16 protein-coding genes are annotated in these 20,075 nt (G+C 56.3%); 4 read left to right on the top strand and 12 right to left on the bottom strand.

All coding sequences use genetic code 11. The features are described from left to right. Window positions 1–384: 384 nt before the first annotated feature. The gene (locus tag DSL70_RS21730; RefSeq protein ID WP_119310087.1) at window positions 385–771 is read left to right on the top strand and encodes a DUF930 domain-containing protein; all 387 of its coding nucleotides are present in this window, start codon (window positions 385–387) and stop codon (window positions 769–771) included. 44 nt (window positions 772–815) lie between these two features. Here DSL70_RS21730 and DSL70_RS21725 read toward each other — a convergent pair whose 3' ends face one another. Continuing rightward, entirely contained in the window at window positions 816–1,592 is a 777-nt protein-coding gene (locus DSL70_RS21725) for a class II glutamine amidotransferase (RefSeq protein ID WP_119310086.1), read from the bottom strand. Window positions 1,593–1,835: 243 nt separating this feature from the next. Here DSL70_RS21725 and DSL70_RS21720 point away from each other — a divergent pair, with 243 nt between their 5' ends. Beyond that, window positions 1,836–3,365 (top strand): choice-of-anchor I family protein, encoded by a 1,530-nt coding sequence (locus DSL70_RS21720; RefSeq protein ID WP_119310085.1) that lies wholly within the window; start codon window positions 1,836–1,838, stop codon window positions 3,363–3,365. A 123-nt stretch (window positions 3,366–3,488) separates the two neighbouring features. On the opposite strand, the gene DSL70_RS21715 is transcribed toward DSL70_RS21720, so the two are convergent. From DSL70_RS21715 to DSL70_RS21680, 8 genes are all read right to left on the bottom strand, one after another. Next, window positions 3,489–4,754, bottom strand: coding sequence for a quaternary amine ABC transporter ATP-binding protein (locus tag DSL70_RS21715; protein WP_119310084.1), 1,266 nt, complete (start codon window positions 4,752–4,754; stop codon window positions 3,489–3,491). Next, window positions 4,754–5,647, bottom strand: coding sequence for an ABC transporter permease (locus DSL70_RS21710; RefSeq protein WP_119310083.1), 894 nt, complete (start codon window positions 5,645–5,647; stop codon window positions 4,754–4,756). The genes DSL70_RS21715 and DSL70_RS21710 overlap by 1 nt, the downstream gene beginning before the upstream one ends. A 198-nt stretch (window positions 5,648–5,845) precedes the next feature. Beyond that, window positions 5,846–6,844 (bottom strand): ABC transporter substrate-binding protein, encoded by a 999-nt coding sequence (locus DSL70_RS21705; RefSeq protein WP_119310082.1) that lies wholly within the window; start codon window positions 6,842–6,844, stop codon window positions 5,846–5,848. A gap of 670 nt (window positions 6,845–7,514) precedes the next feature. After that, window positions 7,515–7,796 (bottom strand): HPr family phosphocarrier protein, encoded by a 282-nt coding sequence (locus tag DSL70_RS21700; RefSeq protein WP_119310081.1) that lies wholly within the window; start codon window positions 7,794–7,796, stop codon window positions 7,515–7,517. Between the two features lie 131 nt (window positions 7,797–7,927). Then, complete coding sequence (locus DSL70_RS21695; protein WP_119310080.1) at window positions 7,928–8,329, bottom strand: PTS sugar transporter subunit IIA; 402 nt, start codon at window positions 8,327–8,329, stop codon at window positions 7,928–7,930. A 147-nt stretch (window positions 8,330–8,476) separates the two neighbouring features. Then, on the bottom strand, window positions 8,477–9,103 hold the full coding sequence (locus DSL70_RS21690; RefSeq protein WP_162916986.1) for an HPr kinase/phosphorylase: 627 nt from the start codon (window positions 9,101–9,103) through the stop codon (window positions 8,477–8,479). A 37-nt stretch (window positions 9,104–9,140) separates the two neighbouring features. Continuing rightward, a complete protein-coding gene (locus DSL70_RS21685; protein WP_119310078.1) occupies window positions 9,141–11,054 on the bottom strand; it encodes a sensor histidine kinase in 1,914 nt (637 codons plus the stop codon). Between the two features lie 236 nt (window positions 11,055–11,290). After that, window positions 11,291–11,998 (bottom strand): response regulator transcription factor, encoded by a 708-nt coding sequence (locus DSL70_RS21680; protein WP_119310077.1) that lies wholly within the window; start codon window positions 11,996–11,998, stop codon window positions 11,291–11,293. Window positions 11,999–12,876: 878 nt separating this feature from the next. On the opposite strand from DSL70_RS21680, the gene DSL70_RS21675 reads away from it, so the two are divergent. Both DSL70_RS21675 and DSL70_RS21670 read left to right on the top strand, forming a co-directional pair. Further along, the gene (locus tag DSL70_RS21675; RefSeq protein ID WP_119310076.1) at window positions 12,877–14,475 is read left to right on the top strand and encodes a phosphoenolpyruvate carboxykinase; all 1,599 of its coding nucleotides are present in this window, start codon (window positions 12,877–12,879) and stop codon (window positions 14,473–14,475) included. Window positions 14,476–14,823: 348 nt separating this feature from the next. After that, window positions 14,824–15,333 carry a GNAT family N-acetyltransferase gene (locus DSL70_RS21670; RefSeq protein WP_119310075.1) on the top strand — a complete coding sequence of 170 codons (510 nt, stop codon included), beginning with the start codon at window positions 14,824–14,826 and terminating at the stop codon, window positions 15,331–15,333. A gap of 5 nt (window positions 15,334–15,338) precedes the next feature. Here the strand turns inward: DSL70_RS21670 and map are convergent, their stop codons facing one another. From map to DSL70_RS21655, 3 genes are all read right to left on the bottom strand, one after another. After that, the gene (gene map / locus DSL70_RS21665) at window positions 15,339–16,079 is read right to left on the bottom strand and encodes a type I methionyl aminopeptidase (protein ID WP_119310074.1); all 741 of its coding nucleotides are present in this window, start codon (window positions 16,077–16,079) and stop codon (window positions 15,339–15,341) included. A gap of 256 nt (window positions 16,080–16,335) precedes the next feature. After that, window positions 16,336–17,415 carry a DUF2336 domain-containing protein gene (locus DSL70_RS21660; protein WP_119310073.1) on the bottom strand — a complete coding sequence of 360 codons (1,080 nt, stop codon included), beginning with the start codon at window positions 17,413–17,415 and terminating at the stop codon, window positions 16,336–16,338. 138 nt (window positions 17,416–17,553) lie between these two features. Further along, window positions 17,554–20,075 (bottom strand): Ig-like domain-containing protein (locus tag DSL70_RS21655; RefSeq protein ID WP_162916985.1); only part of this gene is annotated, 2,522 nt, incomplete at its 5' end.

The raw sequence follows: 20,075 nt of genomic DNA, 5'->3' as shown, positions 1-20,075 counted from the left end.
TCATGCTCACGTCCCAAGGAGGCGGGGCAGGGTGGACCAATCGTGTCGTGGAAACCAAACTGGAATATTAGCATATGAGTTAATCAATACCGCGCCTTGCGGCGGTCTGCAACCAGACATGGAGGCCTTGAATTGTGGGGTACACAGCTATCTCGGACTGGGCAGATTTTATGGTAAACAAAATATTAACCACTAGCCTTGATGCTGCTTGCGGGGTGATTTGTCAAACTTTGAACGTATTTGAAAGGCACATAAGGTCTTGCCGCTTGGTGTGTTTTCAAAGTGAAACAAACCGGTCCCAAACCGACACCAGGCTTGCTACGCTCCCGAAGCCATTCGGTTGGAGCTCCCCGTCAAGATGACAAGAACCAAAAGGTCAACGGAATGAAATCCCAAACCGGAAAACTCACGCTCGCGCTGTTTCTGGTCGTCGCGAGTTCCTGCCCGCTAACCGCATATGCGATGGACAGCAAGGTGCGCAACTGGCTCAAGGACATGGCGCCGCAGGAACGTATGGTCCAAGTCTGCAACATGGATGCAATGGGCAAACTCGATGCGGATCGCCTGGTGGACTACACCTTTTCCAGCCCGCAGATCGATGACAACACGGTGACGGCCGACGGCGCGGCCTACCGGAGCAACGGGCGCTGGTACAAGGTGAGTTATTTGTGCAACACCAGCAAAGACCAGATGGAGGTCCTCAAGCTCAGCCTCACCAAGGGCGATGAAGTGCCCAAGGATCAGTGGACCCAACTCAATCTCTTCAACTGACCAATTTGAGTGTCGCCGGCAGGTAGGCCTTGTATCGGTACCGCCTACTGGATCTGCATTTCGGTCTGGGACATGTTGCCATCGGCCTTGAAACAGACTGCCTGATCCTGCGGCACCTCGATCCAGCATTCCGACTGCCGGTCGATCGGCTCGGACACCAGCACCACATCGCCATTGTCATAGCGCCGGTAATAGAGCGACGGGGCATGATGGTCGGTTGAGCAGCGGAAGCCGCACAGGCGCTTGCCGTCCGACAGGCAGGATGTAAACCGCAGCGGTGCGTCGATCCCCTTGTCCCTCATCGCCTTGTGAACGCGGTTCAGAACCGTGCGCATCGCCTTCACCGGGCAAGACTGCAGATCCTCCTGAATGGCGAGCAGGAACAACAGCTCCGAATCCGTGCTGCCAAACCGGTGCTCATAATAGGCGTCGCCCAACTGGGTCTCGAGCTCGCGGCGCACCAGATGATAATCGCCGATCTGGCCATTGTGCATGAACATCCATTTGCCATAGGCAAACGGGTGGCAGTTGCAGCGGTTGGTTGCCGTGCCGGTCGAGGCGCGGACATGGGCAAAGAACAGCGGCGACTGGATCTGGGCGGCCAGACTCTTGAGATTGGTGTCGTTCCAGGCAGGCAGGATCTCCCGATAGAGCCCCGGATTTTCCTTGGCTCCATACCAGCCGATCCCGAACCCGTCGCCGTTGGTGACGGTCTTGCCGCGCTCGGCATGCAGACTCTGATGGATCAGCGAGTGATCCGCAGTTGTCACATAATGCTCGAGAAAAACAGGCTGCCCCTTGTATGCGACCCAGCGACACATTTCATTCTCCGGAAACTGACGACGAATTCCATTCCTTTTATATCTGTCCGGGGACAAGGAAAAGCGATCCCTTCTGCAAATCTTGTTTGGCCGACAAAAACAGTGACTTTCAGGGCCTTTACCCAATCTCGCGCGGGCCGGTTGCCGAGAAAACACATGGGATGCCCCTTTGGGGAAGTCATCCGGCTGTCATCTGCCTTCGCTAAAGCATCTCGCAGATTATCAGCCATCCAGGAGGATTCCATGTTCAAATCCGTTTCCCGGGCGCTGCTTCTTGCAAGCTGCTTTGCCCTGCCAGCCGCCTCTGAAGCCGCCGCGCTCACCCTTGAGCCGATCGCCAGCTATGAAAACAAGGTGTTCGACGAAGGCGCGGCCGAGATTGTCGCCTATGACAAAGTGGGCAAGAAGCTCTATGTCGTCAACGGCCATGACAAGGCAATCGATGTGCTGGACATCTCCAATCCATCGAAGATCGAAAAGTCCGGCGAACTGAACGTCACGAATTTCGGCAAGGGTGCAAATTCTGTTGATGTTCATGGCGACTATGTTGCCATCGCCGTCGAGAACAAGGACAAGCAAGCCAACGGCAAACTGGTCGTCTACAAGACCGATGGAACGCTGGTTGGCGACGTCGAACTGGGCGCTCTGCCGGATTGTGTGGTCTTCTCGCCAAACGGTGAATTCGTGATGGTTGCAAACGAAGGCGAACCGTCTGACGATTTCAAGACCGATCCTGTCGGCACCGTTTCCATCGTCGCCATCCCGTCGCTTGAAGTGAAAACCGTATCCTTCGCCAATCTGAAGGCAGACGATTTCGGCGCCGACTTCCACACCGCCGCTCCGGAGGGCATTTCCTTCGAGCAGCAGATCGAGCCGGAATATGTCGCCATCACGCCCGACAGCAAGACCGCCTTTGTCTCCCTGCAGGAAAGCAACGCCATTGCCGTGATCGACACGGAAACCGCCGCGCTGAAAAAGGTCTTCTCGCTCGGCTTCCAGGACTATTCCAAGGTCAAGGCCGATCTGTCCGACAAGGATGGCGGCATCAACCGCAAGAACTGGCCGGTGCTTTCCTTCCGCATGCCGGACACCGTCAAGGCCTTCACGAAGGATGGCGTCAACTATGTGGTTATGTCGAACGAAGGCGACAGTCGCGACTATGACGGCTATTCCGAAGAAGCCCGAGTCAAGGACATCAAGCTGGATCCGACGGCCTTCCCGAATGCCGAAGAGCTGCAGAAGAAGGAAAATCTTGGCCGCCTGAAAATCACCACCGCACAGGGCGATACCGATGGTGATGGTGACTTTGACGTGCTCTATGGCTACGGCGGCCGCTCCTTCTCGATCTTCAACGAAGCTGGCGAGATGGTGTTCGATTCCGCAGACGAAATCGAAGCCAAGATGGCCGAACTGCAGCCGACCGCTTTCAACAGTGAAGGGGCCGTTGAAAGCTTCGACAGTCGTTCCGACGATAAGGGCACCGAGCCGGAAGCGCTGGAACTGGCCGAAATCGACGGCAGGCTCTATGCCTTTGTTGGTCTGGAGCGCATGAGCGGCATTGTTGTCTATGACATCACCGACCCGGCCAAGGCTTCCTATGTTACCTATGCGAGCAACGTCAAGCTCGATGGCGAGTCAGAAAAGCTGACTGCTGGAGACATCGCGCCGGAAGGCATCAAGTTCATTGATGGCAAGGACAGCCCCAATGGCAAGCCGATGATCGCTGTTGCCAACGAGGTGTCCGGTTCCGTCACCCTCTGGGCCATCAAATAGGCGGTCGGCACAGCCTTGGAATGAACGCTAAACTATAGGCCCGCCCAGTTTCTCAGGGCGGGCCTATACATTTGGAGGCGGCTTCATCTTGCTGGAGTGGAGCCGCCTCTATTGCATCTGTGGCTATGAATGCCTTGTCGTCGATGCTTTATTCTCTTCGTCTGCCTCTTCCGGCTTGGCGCCATCGTTTCCACCCTCGGAGCTGGACGAATCCGGGCTCAGAATCTCGGCAAGGGCATCGCGCGACAGGCTCCCCATGAAGTCGCCTTCCTCGTTGACCACGGGTACCGGATAGTCCGACGCCAGTGTTTCAGGCAGCACAGCCTCCAGTGCAGCATCTGGCGCAATCGGTTCCAGATCCTCGTAATGCACTTCACTGAGCGCCGCCGTCTTGTCTTCCTGATAATATTCCTCAAGGCTCTCCTGCGAGAGCATGCCCTGATAGCCATCCTCCGTCACATGGAAGGCATAGTCATCCTTGTGCGCCCGCATCTGCTTGAGGGCACCTTCGATCGTGGTTGCAGTGATGCGGAAGCCCTGCGGCTGCATGACGGTTTCAACGGTCAGCGCCCGGGCGCGGTTGACGTCACGGACAAAGGCCTCGACATAGTCGGTGGCCGGGTTGAGCAGGATCTCTTCAGGCTTGTCATCCTGCACCAGCTCGCCGTCTTTCAGAATGGCGATGTTGTTGCCCAGACGCAGGGCCTCGTCGAGGTCATGAGTGATGAAGATGATCGTCTTCTGCAGCTTGTCCTGCAGCTCGATCAGCTGGTCCTGCATTTCGGAGCGGATGAGCGGATCAAGTGCCGAGAAGGCCTCGTCCATCAGCAGAATATCGGCATTGGTGGCAAGAGCACGGGCAAGGCCGACGCGCTGCTGCTGGCCGCCGGAAAGCTGCGCCGGATACTGGTTTTCATAGCCTGCAAGCCCCACCGTTTCCAGCCATTCCACGGCACGGTCGTTGGCTTCCTTCTTCCTGACGCCCTGAATGGTCAGTCCGAAGGTGACATTGTCGAGCACCGTGCGGTGTGGCAACAGGCCGAAGCGCTGGAACACCATGGACATCCGGTGGCGCCGGAACTCTTCCAGCTCCTTGGCCGAAAGGGTCATGACGTCGATACCACCGACGAGAATCTGGCCTTCGGTTGGCTCGATCAGCCGGTTGAAATGGCGGATGAGGGTCGACTTGCCCGAACCGGACAGCCCCATGATCACCGAGATATCGCCTTCCTTGATCGTCAGGTTGATATCCTTGAGGCCAAGCGTGTGGCCGGTGCGGGCGAGAATCTCGTCCTTGCTCAGCCCTTCATGCACCAGCGGCATGTGAACCTTGGGTTCGGGGCCGAACAGCTTGTAGAGCCCTTTGACTTCAATCAGTGTATCGCTCATCAGTGGGCTCCCTTCATGTGCTTCTGGCTTCGTTTGGCATAGGCCTGGGAGACCCGGTCGAAGATGATGGCCAAAGCGACGATTGCCAGACCATTGAACAGACCGAGCGTGAAATACTGATTCTGGATCGACTTGAGAACCGGCTGACCAAGGCCTTTCACCCCGATCATCGAGGCAACAACGACCATGGCGAGCGCCATCATGATGGTCTGGTTGATACCGGCCATGATGTTCGGCATTGCCAGCGGAATCTGCACGTTGAACAGGCGCTGCCAGCCATTGGCACCAAAGGCCGTTGCCGCTTCCAGTACCTCCTTGTCAACCAGTCGGATACCAAGGTTGGTAAGGCGGATCACTGGCGGGATGGCATAGATCACCACGGAAATGAGCCCGGGGATCTTGCCGATCCCCAAGAGCATGACCACCGGGATGAGATAGACGAAAGCCGGCATTGTCTGCATCACATCGAGGATGGGGGTCATGATTTTTTGGAAACGGTCGGACCGCGCCATGCCAATGCCAACGGGAATGCCGAGCAGAATCGAGATCAGCGTGCAGACTGTGATCATCGACAGCGTCGACATGGTGTCTTCCCACATGCCGAAATAGCCCACCAGCAACAGGGAAATCACGACACCGACGAGCAGTTTCCAGGACCGGCTGGCGTAAAAGACAATGGCCCCGATGACCAGAATGATAATCGGCCAGGGCGTTGTGATCAGAAGTTTTTCGAACCAGACCAGAAAAGACAGGACTGGATGGAAAAAGCCCTCAATCACATCACCGTATTCACGCGAGAACGCCTTGTAGGCCCCATCGAGCGTTTTTCGTATAGCCAGCAGATCAAGGCGATCCAGCTGGGGAAATTTCGTTAGCCATGACGCATCCGCCATATAGTGTCTCCTATTCTTCTCTCGAGACGGCGGATATTGTTCTTATCGATCCGTTTTCCGGCAAGCGCCACCTCGATTTCCTTAAACACATTGTCTTCTCTACCCCGCCAAGCAGCCCGGGGAGAAAAGCAGACCCCTCACGAAAGAACCCGGGCGACAGAAACCGCCCGGGGAAACAATTTGCCAGATCTGGCCAGATTACATTGCGTCGACGGCCGTCTTGACCTTGGCGGCGATGTCTTCCGGCAGCCATTTGGTCCACTGGTCGGCGTTATTCTGCATGTAGTAGATTGCCGCGATTTCACCGTCGGCCTGATTGTCTTCCATCCAGGCCAGAAGCTCGTTCATCTGGGCGTTCTTGAAGGAAAGCTTGCCAAGGAAATCCATGATCTCGGGGTGAGACTTGGCGAATTCGCCGGTGGTGACAACCTGCACCAGAGAAGGCGGATACATGGTCGGCTTCGGATCCATGCAGTCTTCCTGCGTGATGCAGCCCTTGAACATGTCTTCGTCAATGCCCGAGCCGAAGTCGACCTTGGTCATCTTGTATTTGCCAAGAACGGCGGTTGGCGCCCAATAGTAGCCGAACCATGCTTCCTTGCGTTCATAGGCCTTGGCGATGGCCCCGGAGAGACCTGCGCCTGAACCCGGGTCGACAATTTCAAACCCGGCATCTGCAAGTTTCAGGGCACGGAACAGATTGCCGGAGCTGATCTGACAGTTCCAGCCAGCCGGGCAGCCATAGAAGGCGCTCTTTTCCGGATCTTCCGGATGGGTGAACAGCTTGGCGTTCTTGATCACACCTTCGATGGTGGCAAGGCTCGGGTCCTTCTCGACCATGTAGTCAGGCACCCAGAAGCCTTCTTCCCCGCCGTCGGAAAGGGATTTGCCAGCAATCGCCAGACGCCCCTCGGCGACACCCTTGTCGATGGCCTCGCGCATGGAATTGGACCAGAATTCGGGTGCAATGTCAGGTTCGCCCTTTTCGGTCATGGACGCGCCGGTCGGCATGGTATCGCCAGGAACCATCTCGGCCTCACAGCCAAAGCCGTGTTCCAGGACAATACGGTCGATATTGCCGATCAGGGTGGCCGAGTTCCAGTTCATGTCGGCGATCTTCACCGAACCACAGTCGGCTGCCTGCGCGGAAATGGCCGAGCCAGTTACCACAAGGGCAGCGATCAATAGGCGTTTCATAGTCTACCTCCAAGAGTAGCGATTCAATTTCGTTCGAACTTGGCGCAGTCTGGCTCAAAGCCGTCGCGCCGGATCTGCAAATTCTTGCGGCGCGGCTCTGTGACCGGCCCGCCTTCACACCGCCGAGCACATGAACGTGCGCGGCGAACAAAAAGAATAAAATTCACAACTCGCCCCTAAAAATCAGTCAATACAGACCGACAAATGGTCGAGATTTTTCTACGCGCGCAAATCTAACAATTACCGCCACCATTCGTCAATGGAATATCCGTATGAAAATGGTTGTTCGATCTAGCGGATCGCCATTCATGAAATTTTTATTTTCATAAGATTTTTAGATAATCTTGAATTTTATCATGTTGTTCGTTTTTATTATAATAATTCTTTTAAACGTCTTTAATAATATTGATTTTTCAGGAAAATTTATTTTTACAGATGCTTGTCCCGAATCCCGTTTCGGGGCCTTTCGCGCTGTGGCGCAAGTCTTCATCTGCACAAATACTGGCACCCCAAATCGCTCCCTGACACAGTTTACACTGCGAGGAAATTGTTGATTTTTATTGACTTTGTTTTGGACAGACGGGGGAATGTGGCCAAAAGAAGGCACGGCTTTGCTATGCCCGCGTTCAGCGACGCAAGCCTGCAAGGCTCAAATCCGGAAAGAGAAGTCCTATTCGCCCTCGCCGAACAGGTCGCCAATCAGCGCATTGAGCGCATCGACGACTGCCTGGGCATCATTGCCCTCGGCAACGACATCAATGGCACAGCCGGGAGCCGCAGCCAGCATCATCAGGCCCATGATGGACGTGCCACACACCGTCTGGCCATCCTTGGAAACAGAGACCCTTGCGTCAAACCGGTCAACCAACTGTACGAATTTTGCTGAAGCGCGGGCGTGCAGGCCACGTTTGTTCTTGATGATCAGTCGGTCTGAAACTGAAACCTGGGACACGGAAACCGTTATCTTTCTAGCTGGGTTGGGTGCATTTTATTCAATGCATATCATGAAAATCTTGACGGTTCATTTACCATCTCAGCCCCGCTGTCAGCCAACCGTCCATGCAGACAGCGCAAGCTCCGGGGCTATTCGCCCGACAGCAGCTTGCTTGCGATATTGATATATTTGCGGCCTGCGTCACAAGCCTCGTTGACAGCCTCGTCCAGAGTGCGATCAGCCCGGACACTGGCCAGCTTGATCAGCATGGGCAGGTTGACACCGGCCAGAACCTCGATACGGCTTTCGTCCATCACCGAAATCGCCATGTTGGATGGCGTGCCACCGAACATGTCTGTCAGCAGAACGACGCCCTTGTCGCTGTCGACCGCTTCAACCGCATTGAGAATATCCTGACGCCGCTGTTCCATGTCATCATCGGGACCAATGCAGATGGTCTCGATCTGCTGCTGAGGTCCGACGACATGTTCCAACGCCGCCCGGAATTCCTCGGCCAATCGACCATGGGTTACAAGGACAAGACCAATCATGATGTCTCTGCTCTCCTTCTTGGTGAAGCCACACGGCTTCTCTTACTTTCAGTCCGGCAATGAGGCGGACCATCTCCCGAAGCTGAAGTATCGCCTATCATGACCACTCGTTAGGCGAACGCAAGCCCAAAAGTCCAAGCCAAACCCCTAAAGCGGTTCCTTCCATGTGGATAGAAGGGCGAATATCATATCCATGGCTTCGACGACCGAATGCCTTGGAACCGACAAATGGGCAATCGGCTGGTCAAGACAGGTCCGTGTCCTCTGCTCACGGGAAGGCATCCGTTCTATGTCATTCGGGTCGCACAAATCAACGAGCAAATGCATCGGTGCGTGATCGACAAAACGCCCCGGGCCAACCGAAATGATGCCCAGACCGCGGACTTCCTGCAATCCGCGGGTCGCCGTGGGACCAAAAGCAAGCAGTTGATATCCTTCGCCACTCACCTGATTTGCTGCCTCATCTCCCGCTTCTGCGGCCACAGACGGTGCCCAGGCACCCTCGGTCTTGGCGGGAACACACACCAGCTGGACATAGTCGTCGCTGACAAGCGCCGAGTTGATGGAAAGGGCCTGCGCCTCGCGTCTCAGGCTTCGCTGCAACAGCGACTTGCCGGAACCGCTCTCGCCATTCAGCAGGATGCCATGGGGGCCGATGACCAGAGCCGCCGCATGCATGATTTGCCTCGGACAGTCGGGATCAAGATCGCTGGGCAAATCGAAGAGCGGTCCGTCGCCGGTCCGCTCTCTGTGCCGATCAAAATATAATGACATCAGACTCCTCCCCAGGTCGCAACAAGCCAATTCCAGTCTAGACAGTTTGATCCGATTTTGGCTCGGGCTTTTTCGTCGCACTCTGCGGCACCGCCGGGAAGCGAACGGTGAAGCGGGCACCAAGCACGGTCACATCCTTGCGGTCACCATCCTCTTCGGAGGCGTCATGGTCTGCGTCCCCAACCGGAGCTGTGCGGTTGGAGGCCTCGATGGTGCCGTGGTAGGCTTCAACGATCTGCTTGGAAATCGACAGGCCAAGGCCGGAATTCTGCCCGAATTCCTCACTCTGGGGACGGTCGGTATAGAAGCGCTCGAAGACGCGGGAAACATCTTCGGCCTGAATGCCTGGTCCATCATCATCAACCGTGACTTCCACCCAGTGGGCAACCTGAATGAGGCGCACCCTGACTTCACCGCCTTCAGGTGTGAAGGAGCGGGCATTGTCGACAAGGTTGACAAAGACCTGTCCAAGCCGGCTGTCGTTGCCCCTCACGTGGAACAGCTTGTCCGGCCCTGCCTTGTCGTGACGGTCAGCCTTTTCGGCCTTGTGGGGCTCTTCAACGCCCTTGTCCAGATCAAGCCGCACGCGAATACCATTCTTGGAGCCGATCTCGTCCTGAATGGACACGATGGTTTCCAGAAGGGCGCGCAGATTGATTTCGTCCGATTCCTGCCGCGCCAGTTCCGCATCCAGTCGCGAGGCGTCGGAAATATCGGAAATCAGACGGTCCAGACGACGCACGTCATGCAGAATGATGCTGACCAGCCGCTCGCGCGATTCGGGTTTCTTGGCCAGCGGCAGGGTTTCCACCGCCGAACGCAGGGAGGTCAGCGGGTTTTTCAGCTCGTGCGCCACATCGGCAGCAAAGGCCTCGATGGCGTCCATGCGCTGATAGAGCGTGTTGGTCATGTCCCTGAGGGACTGGCTGAGTTGGCCGATCTCGTCCTTGCGATCCGAGAAATCCGGAATTTCCTCGCGGTCCTTGACGCCGCGACGCACCCGCTCGGCCGCTTCCGACAGCTTGCGTACCGGACCGGCGATGGTGCCAGCCAACAGAATTGACATGGTTCCTGTCACCAGCGCGGCAATCAGGAAAACGCGCAGGATGCCCCAGCGCTCGGCCTCGACGATCTTGTCGATGTCGCCATCCCGTGTCGATAGCAGCAATGCACCGGTGATGATGCGCGACCGCTGGATGGGAACCGCCACCGAGACGATGAGGCGGCCCTTTTCATTGACCCGGACGATGGAGGCCGATGAGCCGTCCAGCGCCTTGGCCACCTCGGGATAGCCGCGACCGTCCGTGTTGGCCATCTCTTTATAAAGAGGCAAGTCCGCCTGACGCAGCCAGCTGATGAAACGCGCCCAGCGATCACTCCAGCTGTCGGATTGCTCGGTCACGGGTTCCGGCAGGTTGAACCGCAGGATGCCCGTCGAATGAAGCTGACTGGAGTCGACAACCAGATTGCCCGCCAGATCGTAGATCCGCGCCCGCGTGTCGGTCGGCGAAATTGCCGCACGCAAAATCGGGGCGGCCTTTTCGGGGTCGATCGGGAATTCGAAATAGCTGAAGGTATCGTCCGCCGGCGAGAAGCTTTCGCCAGCCTGCAGTTCCAGAAGCCGTTCGGGATTGATGGTGATCGCATCCGTATCGGAGGCGGCAGAGGCAGCCACCGCACCGGCAATGATCTTGCCCTGCGTCAGCATCGAGGTCACCCGGGCGTCAATCAGCCCTTCGCGGAACTGGTTGAGATACAGAATGCCGAGCACCAGCACCGCCAGAGCGGCGACGTTGAGAAAGACGATGCGGCGGGTGAGCGAGGAAAAGGCGGCCGTGTTGGACAGGCGGCCGAGAATCAGCTTCAAGCGCCGTGACATGACTGTCTTGCGACGCCCCTTCTGGGGCGAGGTTCTCGGCTGATCCTTTTTCTGGTTGCTCCGCAACAGCATGTATCTCTCAACAGTTCGGAGCGGCCATTGCCCGCTGGCGACCACTCCGTCCGGCCAAACCGGAGGCGACCGGCACCCGGCCGCCAATTTTCACTTGCAGGACGTTGAACCGAACCGTCCGGTCTCTCGCGACCCATAGCCTTTTGACGCTTCGGGGCCTTGCGACAACCAGACCGTCTCCAGACTGTCTCGATCCGCCCCAAGGCACCCCGAGATACCCCGAGACGGGCCCGAGTCTATTCTTCCCTGAAACGATAGCCCACGCCATAGAGTGTTTCGATCATATCGAAGCTGTCGTCAACTGCCTTGAATTTCTTGCGCAGGCGTTTGATGTGGCTGTCGATGGTGCGATCATCGACATAGACCTGATCCTCATAGGCAGCATCCATCAGGGCGTTGCGGCTTTTGACGACGCCGGGACGCTGAGCCAGAGAATAGAGAATGAGAAATTCGGTAACCGTCAGCGTGACCGGCTTGCCATCCCAGTTGCAGGTATGGCGTTCCCTGTCCATGGCCAATAGACCGCGTTCCAGCAAATCGGACTTTGCAGTGGTGGCGCCGGTCTTGACAGCCGTTTCCCGTGCCTGGGCCCGGCGCAGAACCGCCTTGACGCGCTCGACAAGCAGACGCTGGGAGAAGGGCTTATGAATAAAGTCGTCCGCGCCCATCTTCAGGCCGAACAGTTCGTCGATCTCGTCATCCTTGGATGTCAGGAAGATGACAGGCAGATCGGTCTTCTGGCGCAGGCGGCGCAGAAGCTCCATGCCATCCATGCGCGGCATCTTGATATCAAGAATGGCAAGGTCCGGCAGTGCGTGCAGCAGTCCCTCAAGACCGGATGCACCGTCCGTGTAGGTGTCGACTTTATATCCTTCCGCTTCCAGTGCGATAGACACCGACGTCAGAATATTGCGATCATCGTCGACAAGAGCAATCGTTGCCATGCCGTTTCCTTTCCTTCTCTGTCCTTCATGCGAAGCCATCGTATCAGACTGGCAAGAACACAAGCACCATAAATGCGCACTGTTTCGTTATAAAGACCCGCTTTCGGGGCATCCTGACCCAAAACGGCAATCATCCCCATGTCTGGCCGATGCCTCAGGCCCTCGACTTCCGCCACTCTGCTCTTTACCAGCCCAATTTAGGCATGAAACAGTGGAACGCCAAGGCTAGCCTGTCACAGGCGGCAGATGGTTATCCCGTGTAATTCACAGGATAATCATCCCAATCGGTCCAAAAAAGCGATTTTCATCGATTTAAATTTTGTCCCGCCCGATTTGCGCGCGAGCCTTGCTCTCCTCATCCATTGCAGGACTAAATTTGGAAAGCTGCAAAATTGTGGCAACTGAAATTTGTTCACAGATAGGTATCGAATTCGGGGGCTCTGTCATAAAGCCCTGATTTCTGCGGTTTTCGACTTTAGTGGTAGATGGGCCGCAACTTTAACAAGAATTGCCTCCTTGCGCCCCCCCTCAATAAGACCAGCTATCAATTGCAAAGATGCTGGGATAAGAGGGAGCGGTCACGGGACGGGTTCATGACCGACTTTGCGAAATATCAACGACAGACCCTGAAGGGGTCGGTATGAAATGCGCGAGTTCGACAAAAGGACTGTTGCGGCGCTGCTGCCGGGAGTTAGAGGACGAGGCAAAGCAGCCCCACAGGAGGTAGAGAAAGACAGAAGAGCGGATCAATCCGACGGTTTAAATCGACTTCTGCAGGCCTTTGCGCGAACCTCCGGCCAACGTCATTCAGGCATTGGCCGGGCTGACAGCTACTGTCAGTTTCCCACAACCTAAGTGTGTCTCAAGGGGCTTGAAAAGTGAAACAATTCGGCACGTGGAACGAATCCAATGGCGTTGACAAACTCGGTCTTCGCAATCTCGCTGGCGTTCATTACAACTATCGTTTTCCTAAACTGGTAGAAGAAGCGCTGGCTCGCAAAGAAGGTCGTCTGATCGACGGCGGTGCCTTTGCTGTGGATACCGGCAAACATACCGGCCGTTCCCCAAAGGATAAGCATACTGTTCGCGACGCTACCACCGAAAACACCATCTGGTGGGACAACAACAAAGCCATGACTCCTGAAGCTTTCGATCTTCTCTATGAAGACATGATGGCTTATGCAGAAGGCAAAGAGCTGTTTGTTCAGGACCTGTACGGCGGCGCTGACCTTGATCACCGCATCAGTACCCGTATCGTTACCGAGCTGGCTTGGCAGTCTCACTTCATCCGCAACATGCTGATCCGTCCGGAATATGCCGACCTGGCAGATTTCGTTCAGGAACTGACTGTTATCGACTTCCCGGGCTTCCTCTGCGACCCTGCAAAATACGGTGTTCGCTCCGAAACCTGCATCGCGCTGAACCTGACCAAGAAAATCATTCTGGTTGCTGGTACGTCCTACGCTGGTGAAATCAAGAAATCTGTCTTCACCACGCTCAACTACCTGCTGCCTGAAAAGAAAATCATGCCAATGCACTGCTCTGCAAACGTTGGCGACAATGATGACACCGCTATCTTCTTCGGCCTGTCCGGTACCGGCAAGACCACCCTGTCTGCTGACCCGAACCGCACCCTGATCGGTGACGACGAACACGGCTGGGGCGAAAACGGCGTGTTCAACTTTGAAGGTGGCTGCTACGCAAAAACCATCAACCTGTCTGCTGAAGCCGAACCGGAAATCTTTGCAACCACGCACACCTTCGGTGCAATCGTTGAAAACATGGTTATCGATCCAATCACCGATAAGCCTGATTTCAAGGATGGTTCCAAGACCGAGAACACCCGCGTTTCCTATCCGACCTACTTCATCCCGAATGCTTCGGAAACCGGCCGCGCTCCTCAGCCGAAAAACATCATCATGTTGACTGCTGACGCTTTCGGTGTTCTGCCTCCGATCGCAAAACTGACCCCGGAACAGGCTATGTACCACTTCCTGTCCGGTTACACTGCAAAAGTTGCCGGTACGGAAAAAGGCGTTACCGAGCCAGAAGCTACCTTCTCCACCTGCTTCGGTGCTCCTTTCATGCCTCGTCATCCTTCCGAGTATGGCAACCTGCTGCGTGAAATGATGGAAAAACATCAGGTTACCTGCTGGCTGGTTAACACCGGTTGGACCGGTGGTGCTTATGGCGTCGGTTCCCGTATGCCTATCAAAGCAACCCGCGCCCTGCTGACCGCAGCTCTGGACGGCTCCCTGAACGACATGGAATTCCGTACCGACGAAGTCTTCGGTGTTAAGGTTCCTGTATCCGTTCCTGGCGTTGATACCACCCTGCTGACGCCACGCGACACCTGGGCTGACAAGGCTGCATTCGATGCCATGGCTACCAAGCTGGCTGGCATGTTCGTCAAGAACTTCGAATACTACCTGCCGCACGTCGACGACGCTGTTAAGGCTGCTGGCCCGAAAGCCTAAGTCTCGAAAGCCTAAGTCTGGCAGACCAGATCCTATCTGGAAAACTTTCGGAAAGGCCCGTCGATCGGCGGGCCTTTTCTTTTTGGCCAAACCAAGCGCCACTGCCCTTCCATGCAAGCCTCGGGGCTATCCTTCTGGTACCTCGGCTCAGGCTCATACTCCGTCTTGTGCAGGGGCCTCGCGATCCTCGATCTGCCTTTCGCTATTTGCGCCTTTTGCAGAATAGAATCGATAATGAAAAGGTGCCAAAGTCGCTTCGGCTCGCTCAGGTAGTTTCCCTTACGAAAGCTCCCCTATTTTGCAATGCATAATCACGCCAGTTTTCATGAGCGGGAGGAAGGATTTATCATGTTCATTCGCAAAGAAGCCCCCGGAGACGCGGATGCGATACGCTCATTGACCGAGGCAGCCTTCGCACCGGTTCCCTACAGCAACGGATCGGAAGGCAGAATCATCGACCAGCTACGTACCGATGGAGATCTTGCGATCTCGCTGGTCATGGACGACGATGGTACAGTGGTTGGCCACATCGCCTTTTCACCGATAAAGATCGAGGGCGGGGAAGACAAATGGTATTGCCTTGGCCCCATCTCGGTTGCGCCGGGCAAGCAGCGTCAGGGCATCGGCAAGGCACTGATCGGAGAAGGGCTGCGCCGGCTTCGGGCGCTTGGGGCAAACGGCTGCACGCTGGTTGGCGACCCTGCCTACTACGGGCGCCTCGGTTTCAGGAGCGACGGGCGGTTGCGCTACAAGTCGCTCAACCCATCCCTTATCCAGCGCATGGTCTTTCAGGGCGTCCCCCCGAAGGGCAATCTGACCCATGCCGACGCATTTGAGCATGCGCTGGAGGATAGCTGATCTCCTCAAAGGGTTACGATGATCGGTCCCTTTTTGCCGATGACAATCGTATGTTCAAACTGCGCGGTTAGACATCCGGGCGTGAACAGCTCCCATTCCCGCTCTCCATCGGCGGCATAGGTTGCGCCGGTGGAGAGGAAGGGCTCGACGGCAATCACCATGCCCTCCTGCAGCTTGCGCTGATCGCGCCGATCTGGCACGGCATAGATTTCCGGCCGGTCATGCAGGGTGGAGCCAACGCCGTGGCAACCGAGTAGATTCTCGATGATCGTATAACCACCGGCCTTTGCCTCTTTGTCGAAAGCCCTGGGGATGACCTGCATCGACTGCCCGGCACGGGCCAGGGCAATGGCATTGTCCCGCGCCCGTCTGGCCGCCTCGACAAGGGCCTGCTTTTCCGGCACCACTGGCGGAACAATGAAGGTCGCCCCGGCATCGGTGAAATAGCCGTTCTTGCTGGCGGAGACGTCGATATTGACCAGATCTCCGGGCTTCACGGTCTGGCTGTCCGCCCAGCCGTGGGCGATCACCGGTTCGATGGAAATGCAGGTGGCTCCGGGAAACTTGTAAACGGATTCCGGAGCAGACACCGCCCCTTCCTCATCCAGAATACGGCGCGCAAGATCATCCAGTTCCTTCGATGTGATACCCGGCTCGAGGGCGGCTCCCAATTCACGGATAGCACGCGCAACGGCCCTGCCGCAGGCCTTGAGGCCCTGAAGCTGTTCTTCGGATTTTACGATCATGGATGGATGCCTGTCTGAAAGCGGATGTGAACTCCGGCCATCAGTAACGCAAAAGGCCTGCCGACTGCAAGGCTTCTGTGGCCTCTCTGCGCGTCTTGCCAGGCACTTCTGTCCACGTGAGGGGAGAGGAAAACCTGCGCAAACCGTCTGACAGGCACGCTCCTTATGCCTCAAGAATGAAAAGGGCGGTCCTTGACCACCCTTTTTGACGACTGATGCGTTTGAGTGTTGGCGCAAGGGCCAGACCCCGCCCGGGTCAGCCCGCCTTCTTGCCGTTGAGGCTCTTGCGCATGTAAACGAAACGCATGGCGCGCTGGGCCGATGAAATGTCCAGCTCCTTGTAATGGGCCACGCTTCGTCCGGTGTCGGCCAGCCCCCGGTTGAGCTTGTCAGCCTTCAGCCCCATGAGCTTGGCAAAGGCGGAATTGCTGACATCAATGGATTTGCACAACAGGCTGATCGGTTCGTCATTGGCCTGATACAACGCGTTTGAGACGATCGGTTCTTCCAGATCCGTCATCGCTGACAGAAACATGACGATGTCCGGTCCGCGGTTGGTCTCAACCAGCTGGATGAGGCCATCCGACATGTCGAGCTTGCCGTCCTTGACATCCGCAATGACCAGCTTGGCCTCAAGACGTTTCTGGCGTCCCGGAGCCGTCTGATCCCTGACCGCCTGTCTGGCGTTGTCGATAAGGGTGTTGGCGATATCGGAGTTTTCCGCAAATAGCTGCGCCAGACGCGCCTTGCCTTCCGGTGGCAACAGGGGCAACAGCCGCTTTGCTGCGTCCTCGGTGATGTCCGGTCGCGAAGAAAGGTTGATCTGGAGTATCTCGTCGCCATCGGCATTGTTTACAAGGGTGTTGAAACCCTTGGGAGTGATCTCTGCGCCCTTGTTCTGGGTGACCTTGTGCCAGACGGCGCGTGTGCCGTTCTCGATCAGGGCATCGGTTACCGTACCGCTGAGATTCTCGCGCTGCGCGATGCTCTCAAGATGTTCTTCCGGCAGGGTTTGGGAGAGCTTGACAAAGTCGTCATCCGTCAGCACCGGGCTGTGCTGCAGCATCGGTCCTGCCACGGAAACATCGTCATGTGCCATCTGCAGTGCCACCTCTGCGGGGAGGCGTTCTTCCCGGGCGACTCTGTTGGCAAATTCTGCGCGACCGTCAAGTTTCACATCGTTGAGCATCTTCAGAACAATGTCGCGGAAGATAAGTGTGCCCTGCTCGGTGTGATTCTCGGCACCATCAAAAAACAGATCGGCTACTCGCCCGAGCAGCTCGCGTCTTTTGTCGCTGGATTTTTCTCGGGCTAGGTCTGTTATGTTGTTTAACATCGGCGCCTCATTTTTTTCTTCTTTTGTAGGTTCGAATGTAGCTGAACGTTTCTAAGATAGAGTTAATCCCTGCTCGCTCAGTCACACAAAAATATTCCGCAGAATCCTGCGGAATATCTGGTTGTATTGTAAGTATAATCACCAAGATACGCGGTCGATATTCTCAAGTTCGATGTGGCTGCCATCGCTGAAATCTATCGTGCCGGTTGCATCATCCGACAGGATCATCTGATCACTGCCATCGACCATGGTTGCGGTGCCTGTGGTCAGGGTGATGGTCCAGTCGGTGCCGTAGCTGGTCGTATCTGAACCATCCGAAGCAAGGATCACCAGCGAGTCGGTCCAGTCGCCGGACGAACCGCCATCAATGACGTCGTTGCCGTAGCCGACCAGATAATAGAAGGTGTCGTCACCCTCTCCGCCGACGAGATAGTCGTCACCGGTGCCGCCGATGAGATAGTCATTGCCTGAACCGCCATAGATGCTGTCGTTGCCAGCTTCGCCGAAGAGGACGTCGCTGTCTTCCCCGCCATAGATGGTGTCGCCACCATCACCGCCATAGATCCAGTCGTTTCCGGCCTCACCATGCAGCGAATCCGACCCGGCGTTGCCATAGATGGTGTCAGCCCCGTCTTCGCCGTTGATGAAGTCATTGCCTTCCCCGCCGGAGATGGTGTCGTTGTCCGCACCACCGTAGATGTCATCATTGCCATCGCCGCCGTTGATTGTGTCAGTACCGGTTCCGCCATAGACCAGATCATCCCCCGCGTAGGCGTTGATGGTATCGTTGCCGCCAAGACCCGAGATATTGTCGTCTCCGCTGGTACCATTGAGGGTGTTGCCATAGTCATTGCCGGTAATCATTTGATAGCTCGCTGTGTCATCAACATCACCAACCTGGATGTCCAGCGTCTGGGTGTCGGAAAGCCCGCCACTATCGGTCACGGTCACATCCACCGAGACATGGGAGGCAGTTTCATAGTCGAGGCTGACCCCGTCAACGAGCTTGAGCACGGTGTCCCCGTCGATGGATACGACTTCGAAGCGGTTGTCGCTGACCGTGTAGGTGAAGCTGTCGCCAGCGTCAGGGTCTGCAACACTGAGGACGGCGATCTCCGCTCCAGTCTCGTTTTCGAGCACACCATAGCCATCGCTGTCAGTAATCTGGACATTGTCGATGAGGGTGCCAAAGCTGTTTTCAGAACCGACTTCGACAAAGGTGATGGTGTCGGAGCCATCGCCAGACCCCGCCGTCAGATCCAGAGTATAGGTATGCCACCCGAAACCATCGACTGCCGGGTCGATGGTTGCAATGACTTCACCATTCCAGACGACTTGCACGATGCTCTGCCCGAGAGCATCTTCCACCGTGCCGGATATTCCGTCGCCGGTAGCACCGCGGGACTTGAGATCAATGGACAGGCTATAGGTCGAGCCATCTTCAAGGCCCTCCATCTCTCGGCTCAAGGTGCCGTTTGAGGTTTCTGCCAGGTCGACATGGTAAGCGCCATCGGTTGCGCCGAGATTTAAATGGCCAGCTTCGTGAATATCGATGTCGCTTTGCTTCCAGCCATCGATATAGGCATCTACATACCATCCGGTGCCATCCCCGCCCCCATGAACGCCGCCGTTGAAGATCTCGAAACTGCCGTTATAGAGGAAGTTGTACGAACCCGATGCACCAAGGCTTGGGCCTTCGTTGAGGTCATTGACGGCGATGGTGAATGACTGGCTGTGAGAAAGGCCGCCATTGTCTGTGGTGGTCACCGTAATATTGACACTGGGCTCGCTCTCATGATCAAGCGCCACGCCATCCTTCAATTGCAGCACCATGTTGCCGGAGCCATCCTCGACCACCTCGAAGCGATCATCGGAGACGGTGTAGCTGTGGGTGTCGGAGGTGTCCACATCGGTGGTGGAGAGAGTGCCGATGACGGCACCAGCGGCATTCTCATCGACAGAGCTGGCGGAGAGGTCAATGGCGGTCGGCGCATCATTGGTGCCGCGTACCAGAATGGTTATTGTACCGGTGTCAGTAGACCCATTGGCATCCGTGGCAGTGTATTCAAACGAAACTGTCCGGCTTTCATCATGTGCGAGATCCTGGAAGTCATTTTCCGGATTAAACGTATAGGATCCGTCCGGCTGCATCACAACGCTGCCTTCGCTTGGCTGGGACGATACAACATAGGTCATGTTGGCCCCATCCGCACTGCTGGCATGAGCAACAGAGTTCAGAACATCATCCTCAGTTGTGGTGCCATTCTCGTCAGATGCTGTGACACCCTCCATGATGTTCGAGACATTGATCGTGAAGTCGTCACTGTAGGTGCCGCCGTGACCATCGTCGGTCGTGATCGTGAGGGTGACCGTCGGTTCACTCTCGTGATCAAGCGCCACGCCATCCTTCAATTGCAGCACCATATTGCCGGAGCCATCCTCGACCACCTCGAAGCGATCATCGGAGACGGTGTAGCTGTGGGTGTCGGAGGCATCCACATCGGTGGTGGAGAGGGTCCCGATGACGGCACCAGCGGCATTCTCGTCCACCGAGCTGGCGGACAGGTCAATGGCGGTCGGCGCATCATTGGTGCCGGTCACCTCGATAGTGACGGTGCCCTGATCGGTGGAGCCATTGCCGTCGTCGGCGGTGAAGCTGA

This window comes from Cohaesibacter haloalkalitolerans, from assembly GCF_003574655.1.
In the GTDB taxonomy this organism is placed as follows: domain Bacteria; phylum Pseudomonadota; class Alphaproteobacteria; order Rhizobiales; family Cohaesibacteraceae; genus Cohaesibacter; species Cohaesibacter haloalkalitolerans.
Note: the sequence above shows the minus strand (reverse complement) of the source record. Positions and strands in the feature narration are given on the sequence as shown.